Consider the following 17,465-nt stretch of genomic DNA (forward strand, 5'->3'; position numbering starts at 1 on the left):
GACAAGTCGTAATGGACAACCACAAATCGCAGAAAAACCGAGCGTCACCTTTGAAAAAAACGATCGCCTGTTGCCCGGTGTACCGGTCAGCTGGGCACTTTTTACAGGTGTATCACACGATCGGCGGCTTCCAGTTCCCGCGTCTTGTGGGCAATCATCAGGACAGCCGATGAGCCCTTGTATTCCAGGAACCTGTCGAGAACATCCCCGGCAGTCCCGTCATCGAGACCCTCTGTCATTTCATCGAGCACGAAAAGAGCGGGCCGTGTGAGGAATGCGCGAGCGAGCGCCAGTCTTCGCTGCTCCCCGCCGGAAAGTCCCAACCCGCCTTCTCCAAGAACGGCCGCCAGACCTTCGTGACCCGTTGCAATGCGTTCGGAGAGCGCTGCCTGCTCCAGCGCCTGCCAGAGATCCGCCTCGCCTGCCTGCGGATCAGCCACGCGCAGATTTGCAGCGAGCGTGTCATTGAAGAGGTAAGGACGCTGGCCGACGACCGTGATCGACCTGCGAAGCGCGTCTTCCGGATAGTCTTCAACCGGGTGCCCGTTGAGAAGGACCCGGCCGCTCCGGGCATGGATCAACCGGGCGGTGAGCGCGGCAATCGTGCTTTTGCCGCAGCCGCTGCGCCCGGCAACGGCAACGATCTCTCCGGGGCCGATCTCGAAGGACACTGCGTCCAACACATCCTTGGCGGCGCCTTCATAACTGAACGAAACCCCATCAAAACGCAGGACGGCGGCGGTGCCTCCAGGCTGCACTTCCGTTTTCGAACGGTCCGTGCGCGTCTCGTTGCTTCTGGCAGAGACCTCACCTGCCGCGACCGTGCGCCGGGCGGCCAATGACGTCCGGGGCAGATTTTCAAGTCCGGCAAGCAGCATCGAGATGATGTCCGGAAGCGCGGTCACGACGAGCACGAGGCCCACGGCGAAGGCAAGGCCGATGGTCCCTCCTGCGACACCGAAGGCGCAGGCCAGCAGCATTGCCGCCAGAAACATCTGTCCGATGAGGCTCGAGGTGGCGGATGTCGCGGCAGCCCGTCTTTCGAGACTATCCTCGGCCTGCTGCAGCCGGCGCCCGGCATGGGCGACGTTTTCCGCTGCAGCGTCGAGGCCGCCGTAGATGGCAAGATCGCGCCGGCCCGCCGCCAGATCCGCCGCTCGAAGCCGCATCGCCTCGGACGCGGCATCCGCGCGGCGCGCGGATATCTTGTCGGGGCGGGCAAGCGAGCGGAAGATCAGTAACGTCCACGCCAGGACAAACCCGAAACCTGCCAGGAATACGGGTATCGATACACTGGACCAGAACAGGAGAAGACACGCGAAGATGGTCAGCGCCAGGGCACCGGGCACGACGAGACGCAGGTAAATCGCATCGAGTGCCGCAATGTCAGCGGTCAACCGGTTGAGCAGCAGGCCGGACCGGCGCCCGTCGCGCGCTTTTTCCGAGCATAGTGCAAACAGCCGGTCGCGAAGATCCCCGAGGAAGCGAAAGGTCGCATCATGTGTGAGCAATCGCTCGCCATAGCGTCCCGCGGTGCGGATGATGGCCAGAGCACGGATGATGGCGCTCGGTGCGAAGATGTTCAGGAACGCCCCGCTCAGACCGGCAATCGCCGCAACAGTGATGAACCAGCCGGAGACACCGAGCAGGAGGATCCCGGCAACAGCGGGCAAAAGGGCTACCAGGATGCCAAGCCAGAAGTGAAGACGATCAAAGGAGCGCTGGCGCTTCACGATTTGCCATATTGCCGTCATGTCACCGGCTCCAACGCATGCGTCTCGAGACTGTCCAGATCCAGCACACGGCCCGGCAAATCCAGGACGGCAGCATCGTGCGAGGCGACGAGAGTTGTCCTGCCCTTCGCCAGTTGTCCCAGCCCAGTCACGACATCGGCGGCGGTTTCCTTATCGAGACCGGCGGTCGGTTCGTCGGCGATCAGCAGGACGGCATCGGTTCGCAAGGCCGCACGTGCCAACGCGATGCGGCGTATTTCGCCGACGGACAGACCGAAACCATCTTCGCCGATCCGCGTGGAGAGCCCCTGCGGCAGGCGTTCGACGAGTTCTGCAGCGCCCGCAAGGTGCAGCGTCTTCCATATCTCATCCGGGGAGACGAGATCCGCCCGCGGATGCCCTTTGAGGAGATTGGACTTGAGACTGCCGTGAAACAGTTTGGGCGCCTGGCCCAGCCACATGACGTTCGTCTGAAGATCTTTCGCCACAACGCGCACATCGGTCCCGTTCAGCAGCACCTGCCCGTCATCCGGTGTCCGGAACCCAAGCACGCAATCGAGGAGTGTGGACTTTCCACGTCCGCTTCTGCCGGTGAGCAAAAGGGTCTCTCCCGGTGCCACCTTCAACGAGAACCGCTCAAAAACCGGTCTTCCCGACAGCATGATCGACAGGTCCGAGACCAAAATGCCCGGCGGCCCGGCGAGGCACCGGGCTTTCTGCACCGCGTTGCTCTCCACGATGCCGCCGCTTTCCTTCAAAGTGTCCCGACTTCCGGTCTGCATGTCCTGAAGAAGCTCAGACAGCTTGCGGGATGCCGCGATGCCCGCTGCGCGGTCGTGATAGGCCGCGGAAAAGGCGCGCAAGGGTGCAAAGAACTCGGGCGCGAGCAGTAGAACAAACAGGCCGCCGGCGTAGCCAAGCGGGACACCCCATGTGCCGATGTCAAGATCGCCCAACAGCGTGAACCCCACATAAACCGCAGAAAAGGCAATGCCGAGCGCGGAAAACAGCTCCAGGACAGTCGACGACAGAAAGGCCACCTTCAGAACCTTCATCGTGCCGAGCCGAAAACGTTCACCTGCGACATGAATATCCGCCCTGGTGCGGTCGAGTGCGCCGAAAACCGTCAGCGTCTCCAATCCCCTGATCCGGTCGAGCAACATGCCGCTGAGACGCGTCAATTCCTCCTGCTGGTCTTCGCTCGCGGCCTTTGCCCGAGACCCGATCAGCGCCATGAAAACCGGGATCACGGGACCACAGACAAGCAGAATCAAGGCTGCAAGCCAGCTGAACCATGCGGTGACCAGAACGATGCCGATCGGCACGAGTTTGAGCCGCATGTATTGCGGCATGAAATTCCGGTAGTAAGGACCCAGCAGATCCACCTGATCGACGACATGCGCGGCAAAGGCCCCGGATGAGGGAAAGCTCTCAGAGGGCGAGCGCCTTGCGGCGGCATGAAGCAATGCCGACCTGGCTCTTTCCTGTATCTGCCGCGCGGCGCGCCGCGCCGTGTCCTGAGCATGGTATTGAAGAAAAACGCGAACAAAAGCGATCAGGACAACCATGGCCGCCGCCGTCAGGAGGACAGGTGCCAGCTGGTTTGGTGTGCCTTCCGTGCCGGAACCGGCCGATTGCGACAGCACCGCTCCCAACGACCAGGCAAGGAACCCGGCCTGCGGCACCCACAGGAGATCCGCGAGAGCCTGAACCAACCCTGCCCTGCGAAGCATCTTCCCGTCGCAATCGTCCGGGCCTCCAATCTCAGGAGCGTTTTTCGCGTGTTTTCCCAAACCCCGTCCCAGCGCCCTTCATGTCCGTCAAGACCGGTCCAGCCGATCTCTCAAGGAGCAGCCTCTCCATAAATTACGCACATTTGCAAACGTCGTCTCCCTGCATGTCCTTACAACGCCCCTTCCCGTTTCGCCACAATGGGCTGGCGGAAACTTTCGGGACTTTTTGGCGCACGGACGCCGGCGATGTGCTGACGGGATGCTGTCAGGAGGCCTGTGCGATGGTCGCGCGCATTGAAATCGTGAAACCTGCTGGAGAAAACCATGACAGATCCCTGCCTCGAACTCGTCGTCTTCAAGATCAAGGACAAGGAGAAAGCCCGATTGGCCCGCCGTGCGGCGCAGGACATTGCAAGGCAATTTGAAGGCTTTGTCTCCTGGACCGCCTATGAATCCCTGACGGACGAAAACATATTTGCCGATGTCGTCTTCTGGAAGGATCTGGACTGCGCAAAGGCAGCATCGGAAAAGATCATGAGCGATCCGACCTTCGCGGCGCTCCTTGCCGAAATCGACGGCGTCGTCACCATGTCACACTACGCACCCGACCGCACTGTGGAGGCGCCGGCCGTAGCCGCATAAAAAAACGGCGCCACAGGCGCCGTTTTCACTGCATCATTCTAAATGACTTACTTCATCGTCGGAATGACGAACTCCGCGCCGTCTTTCAGACCGGACGGCCAGCGGGAAGTCACGGTCTTGGTGCGGGTGTAAAACTTGAACCCGTCGGGACCGTGCTGGTTCAGGTCCCCGAAGCCGGACTTCTTCCAGCCGCCGAACGTGTGATAGGCAAGCGGCACGGGGATCGGAACGTTGATGCCAACCATGCCGATATTGATGCGGGACGCGAAGTCGCGTGCCGTATCACCGTCACGGGTGAAGATGGCGGTGCCGTTGCCGTATTCGTGGCTGAGCGGCAGATCGAGGGCTTCCTCGTAGCTTTCGGCACGGACGACCGACAGAACCGGACCGAAGATCTCGGTCTTGTAGATGTCCATCTCCTTGGTCACGTTGTCGAACAGACAGCCACCCATGAAGAACCCGTTTTCATAGCCCTGCATGGAGAAATCGCGCCCGTCCACGACAAGGTTCGCGCCTTCCTTGACGCCCTGGTCGACAAGACCGCGCACGCGGCCGAGTGCTTCCTTGGTCACAAGCGGACCGAAGTCGACATCGTCACCGGCCGTGTAGGGACCAATCTTCAGGGCTTCGACCTTCGGCGCCAGTTTCTCGATCAGTGCGTTGGCAGTGGTCTCGCCGACAGGAACCGCCACGGAGACGGCCATGCAGCGCTCCCCGGCTGCGCCGTAACCGGCACCAACGAGCGCGTCGGCGGCCTGATCCAGATCGGCATCGGGCATGATGATCATGTGGTTCTTGGCGCCACCGAAACACTGGGCGCGCTTTCCGTTTGCCGTTGCCCGGGAGTAGACATACTGCGCGATCGGGGTCGACCCGACAAAACCGACAGCCTGAATGGTTTCGTCGTCACAGATTGCGTCGACCGCACTCTTGTCACCATTGACCACGTTCAGGACACCGGCCGGCAGACCGGCTTCGATCATGAGCTCGGCGAGCATGATCGGCACGGAGGGGTCCCGTTCGGACGGCTTCAGAATGAAGGCGTTGCCGCAGGAGATCGCCGGACAGAATTTCCACATCGGGATCATGGCCGGGAAGTTGAAAGGCGTGATGCCGGCAACGACACCCAGGGGCTGGCGCATGGAGTACATGTCGATGCCCGGTCCCGCCCCTTCGGTGTACTCACCTTTCAGCAGGTGCGGAGCACCGATGCAGAATTCGGCCACTTCCAGGCCGCGAATGATGTCGCCCTTGGCGTCGGGAAGCGTCTTGCCGTGCTCGCGCGAAAGCGCTTCGGCCAGCTTGTCCATGTCCCGGTTCAGGAGGTCGACAAACTTCATCATGACGCGGGCGCGGCGCTGCGGGTTGGTGGCGGCCCAGCCAAGCTGCGCTTCAGCGGCATTGGCGACAGCGGCGTCGATCTCGGCCTGGCTTGCGAGCGCGACCTGCGCCTGAACTTCGCCGGTGGCCGGATTGTAGACGTCGGTATAGCGGCCAGACGTGCCCTCGACATGCCTGCCGTCGATAAAGTGACCGATTTTCTGCATTTCAATCTCTCCCAATCAACCGCAGCCGGTTTGTCGGCACGGTGTTGTGTCCACTCCGATTGCGCTCTTTTTCGCTTTTATTTTTGTTGCAAACAAGACCCAGTTTTCCGGATCTGTTGTGCATTTTTTAAAGCTATGGCATTCAGGTGCCAGAGTTGCTCCAGCCGTCCGCGTCCCATCCGACGCCCGTTGGACGCATGTTGAAACCAGACAATACGGCGCGGTTCACCGGGTCAAGCCCGCTGGTGCGGCAGGGCAGCGAGATTGGAGCGGACGTCATGAACTGGGATGACATCAGGATATTCCTTTCGATTGCCCGCACCGGGCAGATTCTGGCCGCGGCCAAGCGCCTTGGCGTAAACCACGCAACCGTCGCAAGACGCCTCACATCCCTCGAAGAAAGCCTGGGCACCAGACTGTTTGACCGGTCGACGTCCGGGTGTCTGCTGACCGAGGCAGGCAGCCGTTTTTTCGAGCGCGCGGAACGGATGGAAGCGGAAGCGGTTGCTGCGGAGGCGGATCTCGGCGGTGATACGCCGGAAATCGCCGGCACCGTCCGCATCGGTGCTCCCGATGGCTTCGGCGTCGCCTATCTCGCCCCCAGGCTCGGCAAGCTGACCGCCAGGCACCCCGGCCTGACCGTGCAGCTTGTTCCGGTCGCCCGGTCTTTTTCCCTGTCGCGCCGCGAAGCAGACATTGCCGTTACGATCGACCGACCCGAAACCGGCCGCCTGGTCGCGGGCAAGCTGGTTGATTATGCCCTCGGTCTCTATGCCTCGAAATCCTACCTGAGCCAACGCGGTACGCCCGCCTCGGCAAGCGATCTTGGCGCGCACGATCTTATCGGCTACGTTGAGGACCTTCTTTATTCACCGCAGCTGAACTACGGGGCTGAATTCAGCAAGGACTGGACGGCGCGCTTCGAAATCGCGTCCGCGCTCGGACAGACGGAGGCCGTCCGCGGTGGCGCCGGTATCGGTATCCTGCACGATTTTATCGCGCGCGAAGACCCGGATCTCGTTTCGGTTCTTCCCGCCATGAAATTGCGCCGTGCCTACTGGATGGTCACGCATGAAAGCTCCCGTCCGCTTCGCCACGTCGCCGCCGTCCAGGATTTCCTGCGCGATCAGGTCGCGCGCGATAGAGCGCTTTTCTGAAGCTCGCCTTATGACGTCTTGCTATCGGCGCGTTTGCCCGATCCAGTCCCGCGTGCGCTGCTCCGGGTCTGGGTTGCGCGTCACGTCGCTTATGACGGCAATGCTGTCCGCGCCGCTTTGCAGAACTTCCACGGCCCTTTCAAGAGTGATGCCGCCAATCGCCACGAGCGGCAGATCGCCGACCTGCCGCTTCCAGCCCGTGACCTTTGCAACACCCTGCGGTTCCCATTTCAGGGACTTGGAGCTGGTCGGAAACACGGGGCCAAGCGCGATGTAATCCGGGTCAGCGGACAGCGCTGTCTCGAGCTCATCCCCATCATGTGTGGAGACACCAAGACGAAGACCCGCGCGGCGGATGGCGTCCAGATCCGCGCCCTCCAGGTCTTCCTGACCGAGATGAACGAAATCGCAGGCTTCATCGATCGCCAGCTGCCAATAGTCGTTCACGATCAGCTGGCAGCCATGCCTTTCACAGACCTTCCTCGCTGCCGAGATTTCCTGCTGCAGCCTGTTTTCATCCTCGACGTCCTTGATACGCAACTGCAGCAGCTTCACACCAAGGGGCACAAGGCGCGCAACCCAGGTCGAGCTGTCGACGATCGGGTAGAACGGATCGAGTTTCATGAAGTCCTCTTTTGTCTGCTGCTGCGGTTTCTTGTTTCAGTCGTTGCCGGCGGAACAGTTTTGCAAAAACGCATCGAATTCAACCTTCGTTTTCAGCCGGAACACCCGCAGATGCGGCGGCGGGTTCTGATAGATGGCAAGCAGCTTGGCGCGTGCGGAATGCCGCGTACGCCAGATGAACCTGACAAATTCGATCGTTTGCAGATCAAACCGCTCGGGACAGCCATCGGCTAGGTCAGGCCGCGTTTTGCCATGGAACAGGACGGATCGCTTGAGCACCCTGAAGAGGCGCAGGCCGACCGGAACATCGAGCCAGACGAACGTGTCCGCCCTCGCGACCCGCTCCGGATAGGTGCTGGAATGTCCGCCTTCGAAGATCCAGCGATCCCGGATATGCACCTCGTGGGTCATGCGCCCCTTTTCCTCGCGGGTGCGTTCCACCCATCCGGCGCACCAGTGGATCTTGTCCATATGGAAGACGGGCAGACCCGTCAGGTCACCCAAGCGGCGCGCAAGCGTGCTTTTCCCGGAGCCCGGGCCGCCGACGATCATGACGCGTTTCATTGATTTGCTTCCGGAAACGGTTGCTGGACCGCTGTTATACACGCCCGCGATCGTCTGGTCAGATGGAAACAGACTGTTCAATGGACACTTTCCACGCTGTCACCCTATCTAAGGGGCAGAGAAGAGTTTGACGGCAAGGAGAGGTCAATGAGCTGGTTGAACAGTCCGGATCCGATACCCGGTGTCGCATCAAGTTGCGATCCCATCGACACGCTAATCGTACCGCGCACGTCCGATCTCGGCGGCTTTTCGGTTCGGCGCGCCCTGCCCTCGGCAAAGCGCCGCATGGTCGGGCCCTTCATCTTCTTCGATCAGATGGGACCGGCAGAGCTTCTGGTCGGCGGCGGCATAGACGTGCGCCCGCACCCGCATATCGGCTTGGCGACAGTCACCTATCTCTTCGAAGGGGAAATGTATCACCGCGACAGCCTCGGCACGGAAATCGCGATTGCACCGGGTGCGCTTAACTGGATGAGCGCCGGCAAGGGCATCGTGCACTCCGAACGGGAGCGTCCGGAGCGCATGACCGAAAAGCGGCCCCTGTTCGGATTGCAGAGCTGGGTCGCTCTGCCGAAGCACCTGGAAGAAGGCGATCCGACGTTCCAGCACCATGGCACGGATGAACAACCGGAATTCGCCGACAATGGCGCATCGGTCAAGCTGATCGCCGGCAGCCTTTACGGGCACACGGCCCCGGTGAAGACAGCGTCGGACATGTTCTATGCCGACATCGCCCTGGAACCGGGGGCGAAAGTTCCGCTCGATGCCGGATGGGAAGAGCGTGGCCTCTACACGATCTCCGGCCAGATAACGATTGCCGGCCAGGCGTTCGACCCGGCGCAGTTGCTGGTCTTCAAAGCGGGCGATCATCTCGTCATCGAGAACAACACGCCCAATCCGGCACGCTTCGTTGTTCTGGGCGGCGAACCGATGGACGGTGACCGCTACATCTGGTGGAACTTCGTTTCCTCCTCGAAGGAACGGATCGAACAGGCCAAGGAAGACTGGAAGCAAGGCCGCTTCGATACGGTTCCGGGCGATGCGGAAGAATTCATTCCGCTCCCCGACCGGCCCGGACCCTGACGCGCGGGACGGCAAAGCAAGCCATAAAACCAAGTTGAAGAGAGCCGGCTGTGCCCGGCTCTTTTTGCATTTCGCCTTCTGCGTGGGAACAAGGAAAGCGCCATACCGTTGGGTTTCGGCATGTTTCGGCAGGTGCACTCTTGCTTTTGGCTCCCGTTCTCGGCAAATAAAGCCCCGTTCTGACAACAGGTCACGTGTGCTGCGTTCATTCGGTTCCGGCCGCGATTTCGCTACCGCCCGCTTCCCGGGCGAGACGAAGCGCGCCGTACCGGAACGCCTCGCGCGCGTTCAACCCCGGTTTCTCCGGAACCGACTTTGACAAAACTTGACGTTGGTTCGGGCCGGCGGTTGAAAAGAAGGAAAGACACCATGCGGCTTGGGATAGACTGGGGCGGTACCAAGATAGAGATCATTGCCTTGTCGCAGGACGGGCAAGAGCTTTTCCGGCAACGCGTCGACACGCCGCGTGACGACTATCAGGGCTGTCTAGAGGCCGTGAAGTTCCTTGTCGATGCCGCCGAGACCGCTACGGGTCAGACAGGCACGCTCGGGCTCGGCATTCCCGGTTCGCTGTCGCCCAAGTCGGGGCTCGTCAAGAACGCGAACTCGACGTGGATGAACGGCAAACCGCTCGACAAGGATCTGGAAAATGTGGTCGGCAGACCCGTGCGCATTCAGAACGACGCCAACTGCCTGGCCGTGTCAGAAGCAACCGATGGAGCCGGTGCCGGTGCGCATGTCGTGCATGCGATCATTATCGGAACAGGGAGCGGTTCCGGCATCGCCATCGATGCAAAGGCGCATCTGGGCGCCAACGGAATCGGTGGTGAATGGGGAGCGATCACCGTGCCCTGGCTGTCGGCCGGGGAGTTTCCGGGACCCGACAGCTGGATCGGCCACAAGGGCGTCATCGACCGCTGGTGCTCAGGCACCGGTTTTCAGCTCGACTACAAGGAAAAGACCGGCACCTTGCTGAAGGGGCACGAAATCATGGCGCTCAAGCGCAGTGGTGACCCGGTGGCAGGCGAGATCTACGAAGCCTATGTCAGCCGCCTCGCCCGCTCGCTCGCCATGTCCGCAAACCTGCTGGACCCAGACGTGTTCGTTCTGGGCGGCGGCATGTCGAACATCGAGGAACTCTATGCCGATCTGCCACCTGCGATGGCCCCGTACATATTCTCCGATACGTTCGACACGCCCATCCGCAAGGCGGTTCATGGTGACAGTTCAGGCGTGCGCGGCGCAGCCTGGCTCTGGAACTGATACTCAGCGTCCGGCGCGGATAAGCCGGCGCTGCCCCATCGTGACGAGCACGATACCGATCCCGACAGCACCGACGGCTGCGAGTTTCGCCGCGTTCGGGACCTCGTTGAACACGAGGTACCCGAGCGCGAGACCGACGACGGCCGCAACAGATCCGATCTGACTCAGATAGACCGGTCCGGCGCTCTTCTGGAGCCGGAAATAGAGACCGTATTGCAGGCCAAAAATTGCAGTCTGCGCGGCCAGCAGCGTGACGGCCTCCCCTGTCCATTCAGCCGGTGCGACCGGAATCTTCCAGAGGGCGGTGAACAGGAACAAGGCCAGAAATCCGACAATCATCATCCCGAGTGCAAGGTCGACGGGTTTCGCACCTTCCGGCCATTTGAGCGTGCGATAAATGTTTCCGGCCGCCAAGAAAACGGGAATCGACAGTGCCAGAACGGACCACAGCGATGCATCGGCGGACAGGGTCTTGCCCGAAACCGCGAGCAGCACGCCCCCGGCGACACCGAAAATCACGCCTGCGACCATGAGCGACTGGAAACGCTGCAATCCCAGCACAACGGCGAATGCATAGGTCAGGACCAGGGGGAACGCATAACATAGCGCCACAAATCCGGCTCCGACCTTCGGCGCGGCGGTCACCGCGATCATATTCGGCAAGATGAACAGGATCCCCGTGACGGAGATGTAGACAAGCAACTGACGGCGGATTGCGACCGCCTTCCTGGAACCTGCCTTGCGGCTTTTCAGGCCGGCAAGCCGTGTTGCCGCGAACATTCCTGCGGCGCCGCCAAGAACAGACCATTGAAGCAGGCCGACCGGATGCCAGCCGAAACTCGGCGCAGCCTTGGCAAACACCGTGGAGACGGCAAGGAACGAGCCGACGATCAGCAACAGCACAATTGGCGCGTCGAGCAGGTTTCCGACACCTGCATTATTCCTGTCCCGACCTTCCCCGACATCGGAGCTGACCTCTTTTTCACATCCTGCGGTGGCGGTCATGGCACCTTCCCCATTGTTGAACAAGGGATCGTTTCCCTGTCAAACTAGGTAACATATTTTATCTTGATTTCAAGATACTTGACTTAAAGATTCTTGAAAAAGATTGACATTGCCTGCCCGAGCAGGAATGGTTCCCGGGTTAAATTCCTGAAAGATCGGCCTTTTCCCGTCGGCACAGTCGATGAGAATTTGACTGCTCCGGAAACGTCAGGCTTCGAGAAAGACATGACCAAGTCAGAGACAGACACGTCGCAAGCCGGGAACAACCTGTTCGGTGACCCGGACGACCTCCTGGTCGACCGGGCCGAGCGGGCCAGCCGGCAATGGCAAAAGGAAGTGCCGTCGGTTGCTGACAAGCTGCAGCCGATGGTTCTGCTTGGCCGGCTCAACGAAGCGGCCCAGATCATGAACCGCGACTATCTGGTGCCTGCCTATGCGGAGATCGGACTAAAACTGGGAGAATTCGACGTTCTTGCCACGCTTGTCAGGTCAGGTCCGCCCTACCAGCTCACGCCAACGGAGCTCTACAGGTCAACTATGATGAGTTCCGGCGGCATGACAGCCCGCGTCGACAAGCTGGAAAGGGCCGGCCTCGTGGAACGCCGTCCACATCCCGAGGATCGCAGGGCGCTTTCGGTCTGCGTGACACCGGAGGGCCTCAAGCTGGTCAAGGACATGATCCCCGGCTATGTCGATGTGCAGCACAGGGCGATCGGCGGGTTGACTGGCCCTGAACAGGAACAGTTGTCATCCCTGCTCGGAAAGCTGATCAGGAGCGTCAACGATCCGGCAGGCGGCAAGTAGGTCCGAGATCGCCGGGAACGTTCCCCGTAGCGTGAGATCTCGGCTCAACGGGCGGCAAACACTTCAGAACGACAAGACCGCCGTTTCCTGCTGGATGATCTCGCCGTCCCGGATCAGCATGGCCGTCCCGACATAGTTTCCCGCCGGCCAGCTTTCCTGCTTCAGCTTGCGCCCTGCAAAGGCAACCCATTGCGCCTTCTGTCCGTCAATCGGCTTGCCCCCGGTTTCGGCAAGCACCCCTTCAGGACCGACCAGTCGCAAGGCAATCCGGTCTCCCTTGCGGACATTGATCAGCCTGGCGAAGAACACGAACGCCGGGGAACCGGCCGCCGGCGTGCTTACCTCCGCGCGTTCAACGTCAATCGACTTCACCGGACTGTCGGCAAAGCCGGTTTCGATGATCTTGCCTGAGGCATCGATCAGCAGGCTGTTGATATCGGCCTGCCAGAGGGCGTCCTGGTATTGCAGCGACCCGGATCCATCCGACCGGCAGCCTTCAAGACGGGAACGGGCGTTGTCCGGGGTCCCCAGAAAGGGATCGATTATCTCGCCATTCTTGCGGACGGACAGATGCACATGCGGAAATGCGGCAAAGCCGGAATAGCCGACGCGGCCGAGCCTGGCGCCGCGTTCCACCCGTTGCCCCGCCTTCACGGTGACCGATCCAAGCTGCAGATGGCAATACTGGGTTTCCCAGCCATCGCCGTGCGCGATCACGACACCATTTCCGCACTCCTTGCCGCCGACCTGCTCGCGGTCGCTTTCGGAAAGGACAAGCCTGTCCGGCATCTCGTCCCGCACGCCCTTCACGACACCAGGTGCTGCCGCGATGACGTCAGCGCTTTTCGCCGTGTTCAGGACCCTGAAATCCGTACCCTTGTGGCCATCATATCCCGCCCGCTCGCAGGATGCGGTCATCACGGTGTCCGCCGGGTCGATGTCGACATAGTTCTGCACGAAACAGTCCTCGCCCAACGTGCAGTCGATCGGAAGCGTCAGTTCCAGATCCGCCGCCGCCGGCGTTCCGGAAGCCATGCCGAGCACGGCAAATACGCCAGCCATGAGCCCGATTGTGCCAATGCGCCGCATCATCGATGTGATCCTTTTCACGTGATCGTTCGTTAAAAGAGCGTGACTTGCATTCCCGGGGCCGATCGCCGACCCTCGGGCAACAGATTTTACGGACAGTATGGATCAAGCATGATGATTAAATGGCTGACCACTCTTTTTGTAGCGGTTTTTGTGAGCACCTCGGCACTTGCACAAACCGAACTGCAAATTCGCGACATCGAAAAGGGAACCGGGGAAGAGGCCAATGTCGGCGAGACCGTCGTCGTGCACTACACGGGCTGGCTGATGGACGGCACCAAGTTCGATTCAAGCGTTGACCGGGGCACACCGTTCTCCTTCACGCTCGGCGAGAGACGGGTCATTCCGGGTTGGGAACAAGGTGTTGAAGGCATGCAGGTCGGCGGCAAGCGCGAACTGATCATACCGCCGAACCTGGCCTATGGGGCACAGGGCGCAGGCGGCGTGATACCGCCGAACGCCACGCTCAAGTTCGAGATCGAGCTTCTGGGCGTCAAGGGCAAGAAATATTCCGACATCGGCAACGACAGGCTGAAGGAGATGCTGGCGGCAGGTTCGACGGTAATTGACATCCGCCGGCCGGACGAATGGAAGGAGACCGGCGTCATCCCCGGCACCCATCTCGTCACGTTCTTCGACGCCAAAGGCAACGTCAATCCCGAATTCGGCTCCGCGTTGCAGAAGCTCGTTTCCGGCCCCGATCAGGAAATCGTCTTCATCTGCCGCACAGGCCGGCGCAGCCAGGTTCTGTCCGAGTATCTCTCAGGTCAGGCCGGGTTCACAAACGTGGTCAATGTTGAAAAAGGCATCATGGACTGGATCGGCAGCGGGGAAACCGTCGCTGCCGCCACCCTGCCCGAAAACTGCTGGCTGTGCTGAGCGGCCGCGTCTGCGGGCCCGGGCCTCGGCCGATTAGCGCATAAACTGCGCCGGTTCCTCCCGGAGCCGTCAGTCCCCTGCCGCGAGTTTCAGGCTCAGCCTGTTGTGTTCCGCGATGACCCTGTCGATATCCAGGGTCACGATCCGGCCGTCATCGACAACCACATTGCCGTTGACGACGGTCGTCTTAGCCCCTTTCGGGCTGCAGAAAACGACCGCTGCGACCGGATCATGCAATCCGCCGGCAAACTCGATCGTGTTGAGATCGAGCGTGAAGAAATCCGCACATTTTCCGGCCTCCAATGAGCCGATATCGTCCCGGCCGAGCACAGACGCCCCTCCAAGGGTCGCAAGTTCCAGGGCTTCCCTGGCGGTCATCCATTCGCCGGAGCGCAGCGAATGCGATGGCGGCAGCGCGGCGTGCTCGTGCGCGTCGGGCGGCGTCAGCCCGAGGTTCAGGCGTGCGAGAAGCATGGCCTGGCGCACTTCCGACAGCATGTTGGAGCCATCATTGCTGGCAGAGCCGTCGACACCAAGTCCGACCTTTACACCGGCGGCCATGTATTTCTTGACCGGTGCGATACCGGAGGCAAGGCGCATGTTGGAACACGGGCAATGAGCGGCTCCGCATCCGGTCGACGAAAACACCCGGATCTCGTCATCGTCGACATGGATGGCGTGGGCGTACCAGACGTCCGGCCCGGTCCACTCCAGGCCCTCCATCCACTCCACGGGACGCTTGCCGAAGCGTTCAAGCGTGTAGCGTTCCTCGTCCAGCGTCTCACAGAGGTGCGTGTGCAGCATGACCCCCTTGTCGCGCGCGAGCCGGGCGCTTTCCCTCAGCAGATCTTCGGAAACCGAAAACGGCGAACAGGGCGCGACCACGATCCGGGTCATGGCCCCGACCGAGGCGTCATGATAGCGGTCGATCACGCGGATGCTGTCCTTCAGAATGTCGTCCTCGTCTTCGACGCACGCGTCCGGCGGAAGACCACCCTTGCTTTCGCCGAGCGACATGGATCCTCTGCTGGCGTGGAACCGGACACCGAGATCACGCGCGGCCTCGATCTGGTAGTCGACCTTGTTGCCGCTCTGAAACAGGTAGGAATGATCAAACACCGTCGTGCAGCCGGACAGGGCGAGTTCTGCAAGCCCGACCAGCGCACTCGCGCGAGACGCCTCCGGACCGGTGCGCGCCCAGATCCGGTAGTGAGCCTGCAGCCAGGGAAACAGATTGTTGTTCTGGGCGGCCGGAAGATTGCGCGTCAGCGTCTGGTTGAGATGATGATGCGTGTTCACAAATCCGGGCAGGACGATCTGACCGGACGCATCGATCACCCTGTCCGCCGTCTCCGGCAGTTCATGTGACGAACCGACGGCGGTGATCAGCCCGTCCTCGGCGAACAGGCCACCGTTTTCGATCTCCCGTCGGCCGCCATCCATCGTGACGAGGACATCCGCGTTTTTCAGAAGCAGGGTGCGTGCCATCAAAGACTTTCAGATCGTTCGAATCAGCGTTGCACGAGCCTAACGGTGTATACGTTAAGAAGTTTTTGGCCGAAAAACGGAAATGGCGATTTTTTTCAACCCCCGAAAAAACTACTCTTCCAGAGGCGGCATCCGGTTCCAGGCATCGAGTGCCGCGATCTTGTAGGCCTCGGCGAGCGTCGGGTAGTTGAAAGTGTTCTCGACGAAATACTCCAGGGTCCCTTTCAGATTGAGAACCGCCTGGCCGATATGCACCAGTTCCGTTGCGCCTTCCCCGACAATGTGGCACCCGAGCAGGCGCCGGGTCTTCAGCGAGAAGATCATCTTGAGCATGCCGGTATCGAGACCCATGATGTGCCCGCGCGACGTTTCCCTGAAACGCGCGACACCGCACTCATAGGGAATGCCACGCTCCTTGATTTCCTCCTCCGTCATGCCGACGGTGGAGATTTCCGGGACCGCATAAATTCCGTAAGGGAAAAACTCGGGCGGGTCGTAGGCCGTTTCGCCCAGCGCCTGGCACGCCGCGATACGCCCCTGCTCCATCGAAGTCGACGCAAGGCTCGGAAACCCGATCACGTCCCCGGCGGCAAAGATATGATCGACTTCGGTCTGGAAGGTCGCAGGATCGACCTTCAGCCGGCCACGGTGATCAACCGACAGCCCGCATTTGTCGAGATGGAGTTTGGGTGTCGCTCCCATTCTACCGGCCGCGAACAGGATGACGTTCGTGCGCACGCAGCGGCCGCCTTCGAGCGTGATCTCGCAGTCTCCCGGCCCGTGCTTCTCGATCTTTTCCACCGTTGCGCCGAAACGAAGCGCGATGCCCCGGTCGCGAAGCTGGTGGGTGAAGTCCGCGACGAGTTCCTGATCGAGGAAATCGAGCATGCTGTCGCGCGGTTCGACCAGCGTGACGTGAACGTCGAGCGCCGAGAAGATCGACGCGTATTCGACCCCGATGACGCCTGCCCCGATCACCGCGATGGACCGCGGAATCTCTCCCAGCTCGAGGATCTCATCGCTATCGAGCACATATTCGCCGTCGAAAGGAACATAGTCGGGCCGGAAGGGCTTGGTTCCGACGGCGATAACAAATTTGTCCGCCGAATATTTCAGGATCTCGCCGGCGTCGCCCTCGACCTCGATCAGGTTGGTGTCCAGGAAACGGGCCTCGCCCCGGACCGTATCGACCTTGTTGCGCGAAAACTGGTGTTCCAGCACATCGACCTCGTGATTGAGGGTGATGTGCAGGCGCGCCCGGAGGTCGGCTGCGGTCAAGTCCTGCTTCACGCGGTAGGAACTGCCGTAGAAGCCGCGCTCCCGCCATCCGGTAAGGTTCAGGACCGTCTCCCGCAGGGTCTTGGACGGGATCGTGCCGGTATGCACCGATACGCCGCCGACCCGGCGCCCCCGTTCGACGACCAGCACGTCGCGTCCGAATTTCGCCGCCTGAATGGCAGCACGGCGACCCGCCGGCCCGCTGCCGATCACGATCAGATCGTAGTGTTCCATTTGCCCCTCATCGCACCCGAACCGGCATTGTGAATGCCCCTCGAAGCGAAGATACATCCACAATGGTTGACGTCCTGCAAAACAGCATCTTTGTTTTCGGGTCAAGACGGGAGAAAAAATATGGGCAGCCGCTGCCCTGATATGAGCAAAAAAGCGGCACCCACCGCGGCGATCGCGATAGACCGTTGCCATCACGGCGCTCATAAGATATGCGTCAAGCCATGAGAACGAACCTGAAAGCAGCATGGTGGTGGCGCGGCGCAACATAGGCGGCCGGCGATGGATCATGCACTGAAGGGATCATAACTACGCACCAAAGGCCGCCGCGGGATACCGACGGCG

15 protein-coding genes are annotated in these 17,465 nt (G+C 61.0%); 6 read left to right on the top strand and 9 right to left on the bottom strand.

Annotated features, from left to right (window positions below):
* Window positions 1-101: 101 nt before the first annotated feature.
* Both cydC and cydD read right to left on the bottom strand, forming a co-directional pair.
* The gene (gene cydC, locus ACO08A_RS27180; RefSeq protein ID WP_422038972.1) at window positions 102-1,754 is read right to left on the bottom strand and encodes a thiol reductant ABC exporter subunit CydC; all 1,653 of its coding nucleotides are present in this window, start codon (window positions 1,752-1,754) and stop codon (window positions 102-104) included.
* Window positions 1,751-3,466 carry a thiol reductant ABC exporter subunit CydD gene (cydD, locus tag ACO08A_RS27185; protein WP_422038973.1) on the bottom strand — a complete coding sequence of 572 codons (1,716 nt, stop codon included), beginning with the start codon at window positions 3,464-3,466 and terminating at the stop codon, window positions 1,751-1,753. Before cydD ends, cydC begins: the two co-directional genes overlap by 4 nt.
* A gap of 324 nt (window positions 3,467-3,790) precedes the next feature.
* On the opposite strand from cydD, the gene ACO08A_RS27190 reads away from it, so the two are divergent.
* Window positions 3,791-4,108, top strand: coding sequence for a hypothetical protein (locus ACO08A_RS27190; RefSeq protein ID WP_422038974.1), 318 nt, complete (start codon window positions 3,791-3,793; stop codon window positions 4,106-4,108).
* Window positions 4,109-4,155: 47 nt separating this feature from the next.
* Here ACO08A_RS27190 and ACO08A_RS27195 read toward each other — a convergent pair whose 3' ends face one another.
* Window positions 4,156-5,655 (bottom strand): CoA-acylating methylmalonate-semialdehyde dehydrogenase, encoded by a 1,500-nt coding sequence (locus ACO08A_RS27195; protein WP_421982682.1) that lies wholly within the window; start codon window positions 5,653-5,655, stop codon window positions 4,156-4,158.
* Between the two features lie 278 nt (window positions 5,656-5,933).
* Between ACO08A_RS27195 and ACO08A_RS27200 the strand changes: the two genes are divergently transcribed.
* Window positions 5,934-6,812 (top strand): LysR family transcriptional regulator, encoded by an 879-nt coding sequence (locus ACO08A_RS27200; protein ID WP_422041824.1) that lies wholly within the window; start codon window positions 5,934-5,936, stop codon window positions 6,810-6,812.
* Window positions 6,813-6,833: 21 nt separating this feature from the next.
* Here the strand turns inward: ACO08A_RS27200 and ACO08A_RS27205 are convergent, their stop codons facing one another.
* The gene (locus tag ACO08A_RS27205) at window positions 6,834-7,436 is read right to left on the bottom strand and encodes a thiamine phosphate synthase (protein WP_422038975.1); all 603 of its coding nucleotides are present in this window, start codon (window positions 7,434-7,436) and stop codon (window positions 6,834-6,836) included.
* Window positions 7,437-7,472: 36 nt separating this feature from the next.
* Window positions 7,473-8,000: a DNA topology modulation protein FlaR gene (locus ACO08A_RS27210; protein WP_422038976.1), complete on the bottom strand. Its 528-nt coding sequence runs from the start codon at window positions 7,998-8,000 to the stop codon at window positions 7,473-7,475.
* 147 nt (window positions 8,001-8,147) lie between these two features.
* Here ACO08A_RS27210 and ACO08A_RS27215 point away from each other — a divergent pair, with 147 nt between their 5' ends.
* Both ACO08A_RS27215 and ACO08A_RS27220 read left to right on the top strand, forming a co-directional pair.
* Window positions 8,148-9,083, top strand: a complete 936-nt coding sequence (locus ACO08A_RS27215) for a pirin family protein (protein WP_422038977.1) — start codon at window positions 8,148-8,150, stop codon at window positions 9,081-9,083.
* A 369-nt stretch (window positions 9,084-9,452) separates the two neighbouring features.
* Complete coding sequence (locus ACO08A_RS27220; protein ID WP_422038978.1) at window positions 9,453-10,346, top strand: ROK family protein; 894 nt, start codon at window positions 9,453-9,455, stop codon at window positions 10,344-10,346.
* A gap of 3 nt (window positions 10,347-10,349) precedes the next feature.
* On the opposite strand, the gene ACO08A_RS27225 is transcribed toward ACO08A_RS27220, so the two are convergent.
* Complete coding sequence (locus ACO08A_RS27225) at window positions 10,350-11,351, bottom strand: DMT family transporter (protein WP_422038980.1); 1,002 nt, start codon at window positions 11,349-11,351, stop codon at window positions 10,350-10,352.
* Window positions 11,352-11,576: 225 nt separating this feature from the next.
* Here ACO08A_RS27225 and ACO08A_RS27230 point away from each other — a divergent pair, with 225 nt between their 5' ends.
* Window positions 11,577-12,155 carry a MarR family winged helix-turn-helix transcriptional regulator gene (locus ACO08A_RS27230; protein ID WP_422038981.1) on the top strand — a complete coding sequence of 193 codons (579 nt, stop codon included), beginning with the start codon at window positions 11,577-11,579 and terminating at the stop codon, window positions 12,153-12,155.
* Window positions 12,156-12,218: 63 nt separating this feature from the next.
* On the opposite strand, the gene ACO08A_RS27235 is transcribed toward ACO08A_RS27230, so the two are convergent.
* Window positions 12,219-13,247: a M23 family metallopeptidase gene (locus ACO08A_RS27235; RefSeq protein WP_422038983.1), complete on the bottom strand. Its 1,029-nt coding sequence runs from the start codon at window positions 13,245-13,247 to the stop codon at window positions 12,219-12,221.
* A 108-nt stretch (window positions 13,248-13,355) separates the two neighbouring features.
* Between ACO08A_RS27235 and ACO08A_RS27240 the strand changes: the two genes are divergently transcribed.
* Entirely contained in the window at window positions 13,356-14,123 is a 768-nt protein-coding gene (locus ACO08A_RS27240; protein ID WP_422038984.1) for an FKBP-type peptidyl-prolyl cis-trans isomerase, read from the top strand.
* Between the two features lie 69 nt (window positions 14,124-14,192).
* Here ACO08A_RS27240 and ACO08A_RS27245 read toward each other — a convergent pair whose 3' ends face one another.
* A complete protein-coding gene (locus ACO08A_RS27245; protein ID WP_422038986.1) occupies window positions 14,193-15,611 on the bottom strand; it encodes an 8-oxoguanine deaminase in 1,419 nt (472 codons plus the stop codon).
* 111 nt (window positions 15,612-15,722) lie between these two features.
* Complete coding sequence (sthA, locus tag ACO08A_RS27250) at window positions 15,723-17,123, bottom strand: Si-specific NAD(P)(+) transhydrogenase (protein ID WP_422038987.1); 1,401 nt, start codon at window positions 17,121-17,123, stop codon at window positions 15,723-15,725.
* Between the last annotated feature and the right edge of the window lie 342 nt (window positions 17,124-17,465).

Origin of the sequence: Roseibium sp. (assembly GCF_965232425.1) — a bacterium.
Classification (GTDB): Bacteria; Pseudomonadota; Alphaproteobacteria; order Rhizobiales; family Stappiaceae; genus Roseibium.

Coding starts and splice junctions, on each gene's coding strand:
- ACO08A_RS27200 (WP_422041824.1), top strand. CDS start 5,934: ATGAACTGGGATGACATCAGGATATTCCTTTCGATTGCCCGCACCGGG.
- ACO08A_RS27195 (WP_421982682.1), bottom strand. CDS start 5,655: ATGCAGAAAATCGGTCACTTTATCGACGGCAGGCATGTCGAGGGCACG.
- ACO08A_RS27210 (WP_422038976.1), bottom strand. CDS start 8,000: ATGAAACGCGTCATGATCGTCGGCGGCCCGGGCTCCGGGAAAAGCACG.
- ACO08A_RS27215 (WP_422038977.1), top strand. CDS start 8,148: ATGAGCTGGTTGAACAGTCCGGATCCGATACCCGGTGTCGCATCAAGT.
- ACO08A_RS27190 (WP_422038974.1), top strand. CDS start 3,791: ATGACAGATCCCTGCCTCGAACTCGTCGTCTTCAAGATCAAGGACAAG.
- ACO08A_RS27205 (WP_422038975.1), bottom strand. CDS start 7,436: ATGAAACTCGATCCGTTCTACCCGATCGTCGACAGCTCGACCTGGGTT.
- ACO08A_RS27235 (WP_422038983.1), bottom strand. CDS start 13,247: ATGATGCGGCGCATTGGCACAATCGGGCTCATGGCTGGCGTATTTGCC.
- cydD (WP_422038973.1), bottom strand. CDS start 3,466: ATGCTTCGCAGGGCAGGGTTGGTTCAGGCTCTCGCGGATCTCCTGTGG.
- ACO08A_RS27245 (WP_422038986.1), bottom strand. CDS start 15,611: ATGGCACGCACCCTGCTTCTGAAAAACGCGGATGTCCTCGTCACGATG.
- sthA (WP_422038987.1), bottom strand. CDS start 17,123: ATGGAACACTACGATCTGATCGTGATCGGCAGCGGGCCGGCGGGTCGC.
- ACO08A_RS27225 (WP_422038980.1), bottom strand. CDS start 11,351: ATGACCGCCACCGCAGGATGTGAAAAAGAGGTCAGCTCCGATGTCGGG.
- ACO08A_RS27220 (WP_422038978.1), top strand. CDS start 9,453: ATGCGGCTTGGGATAGACTGGGGCGGTACCAAGATAGAGATCATTGCC.
- ACO08A_RS27230 (WP_422038981.1), top strand. CDS start 11,577: ATGACCAAGTCAGAGACAGACACGTCGCAAGCCGGGAACAACCTGTTC.
- ACO08A_RS27240 (WP_422038984.1), top strand. CDS start 13,356: ATGATGATTAAATGGCTGACCACTCTTTTTGTAGCGGTTTTTGTGAGC.
- cydC (WP_422038972.1), bottom strand. CDS start 1,754: ATGACGGCAATATGGCAAATCGTGAAGCGCCAGCGCTCCTTTGATCGT.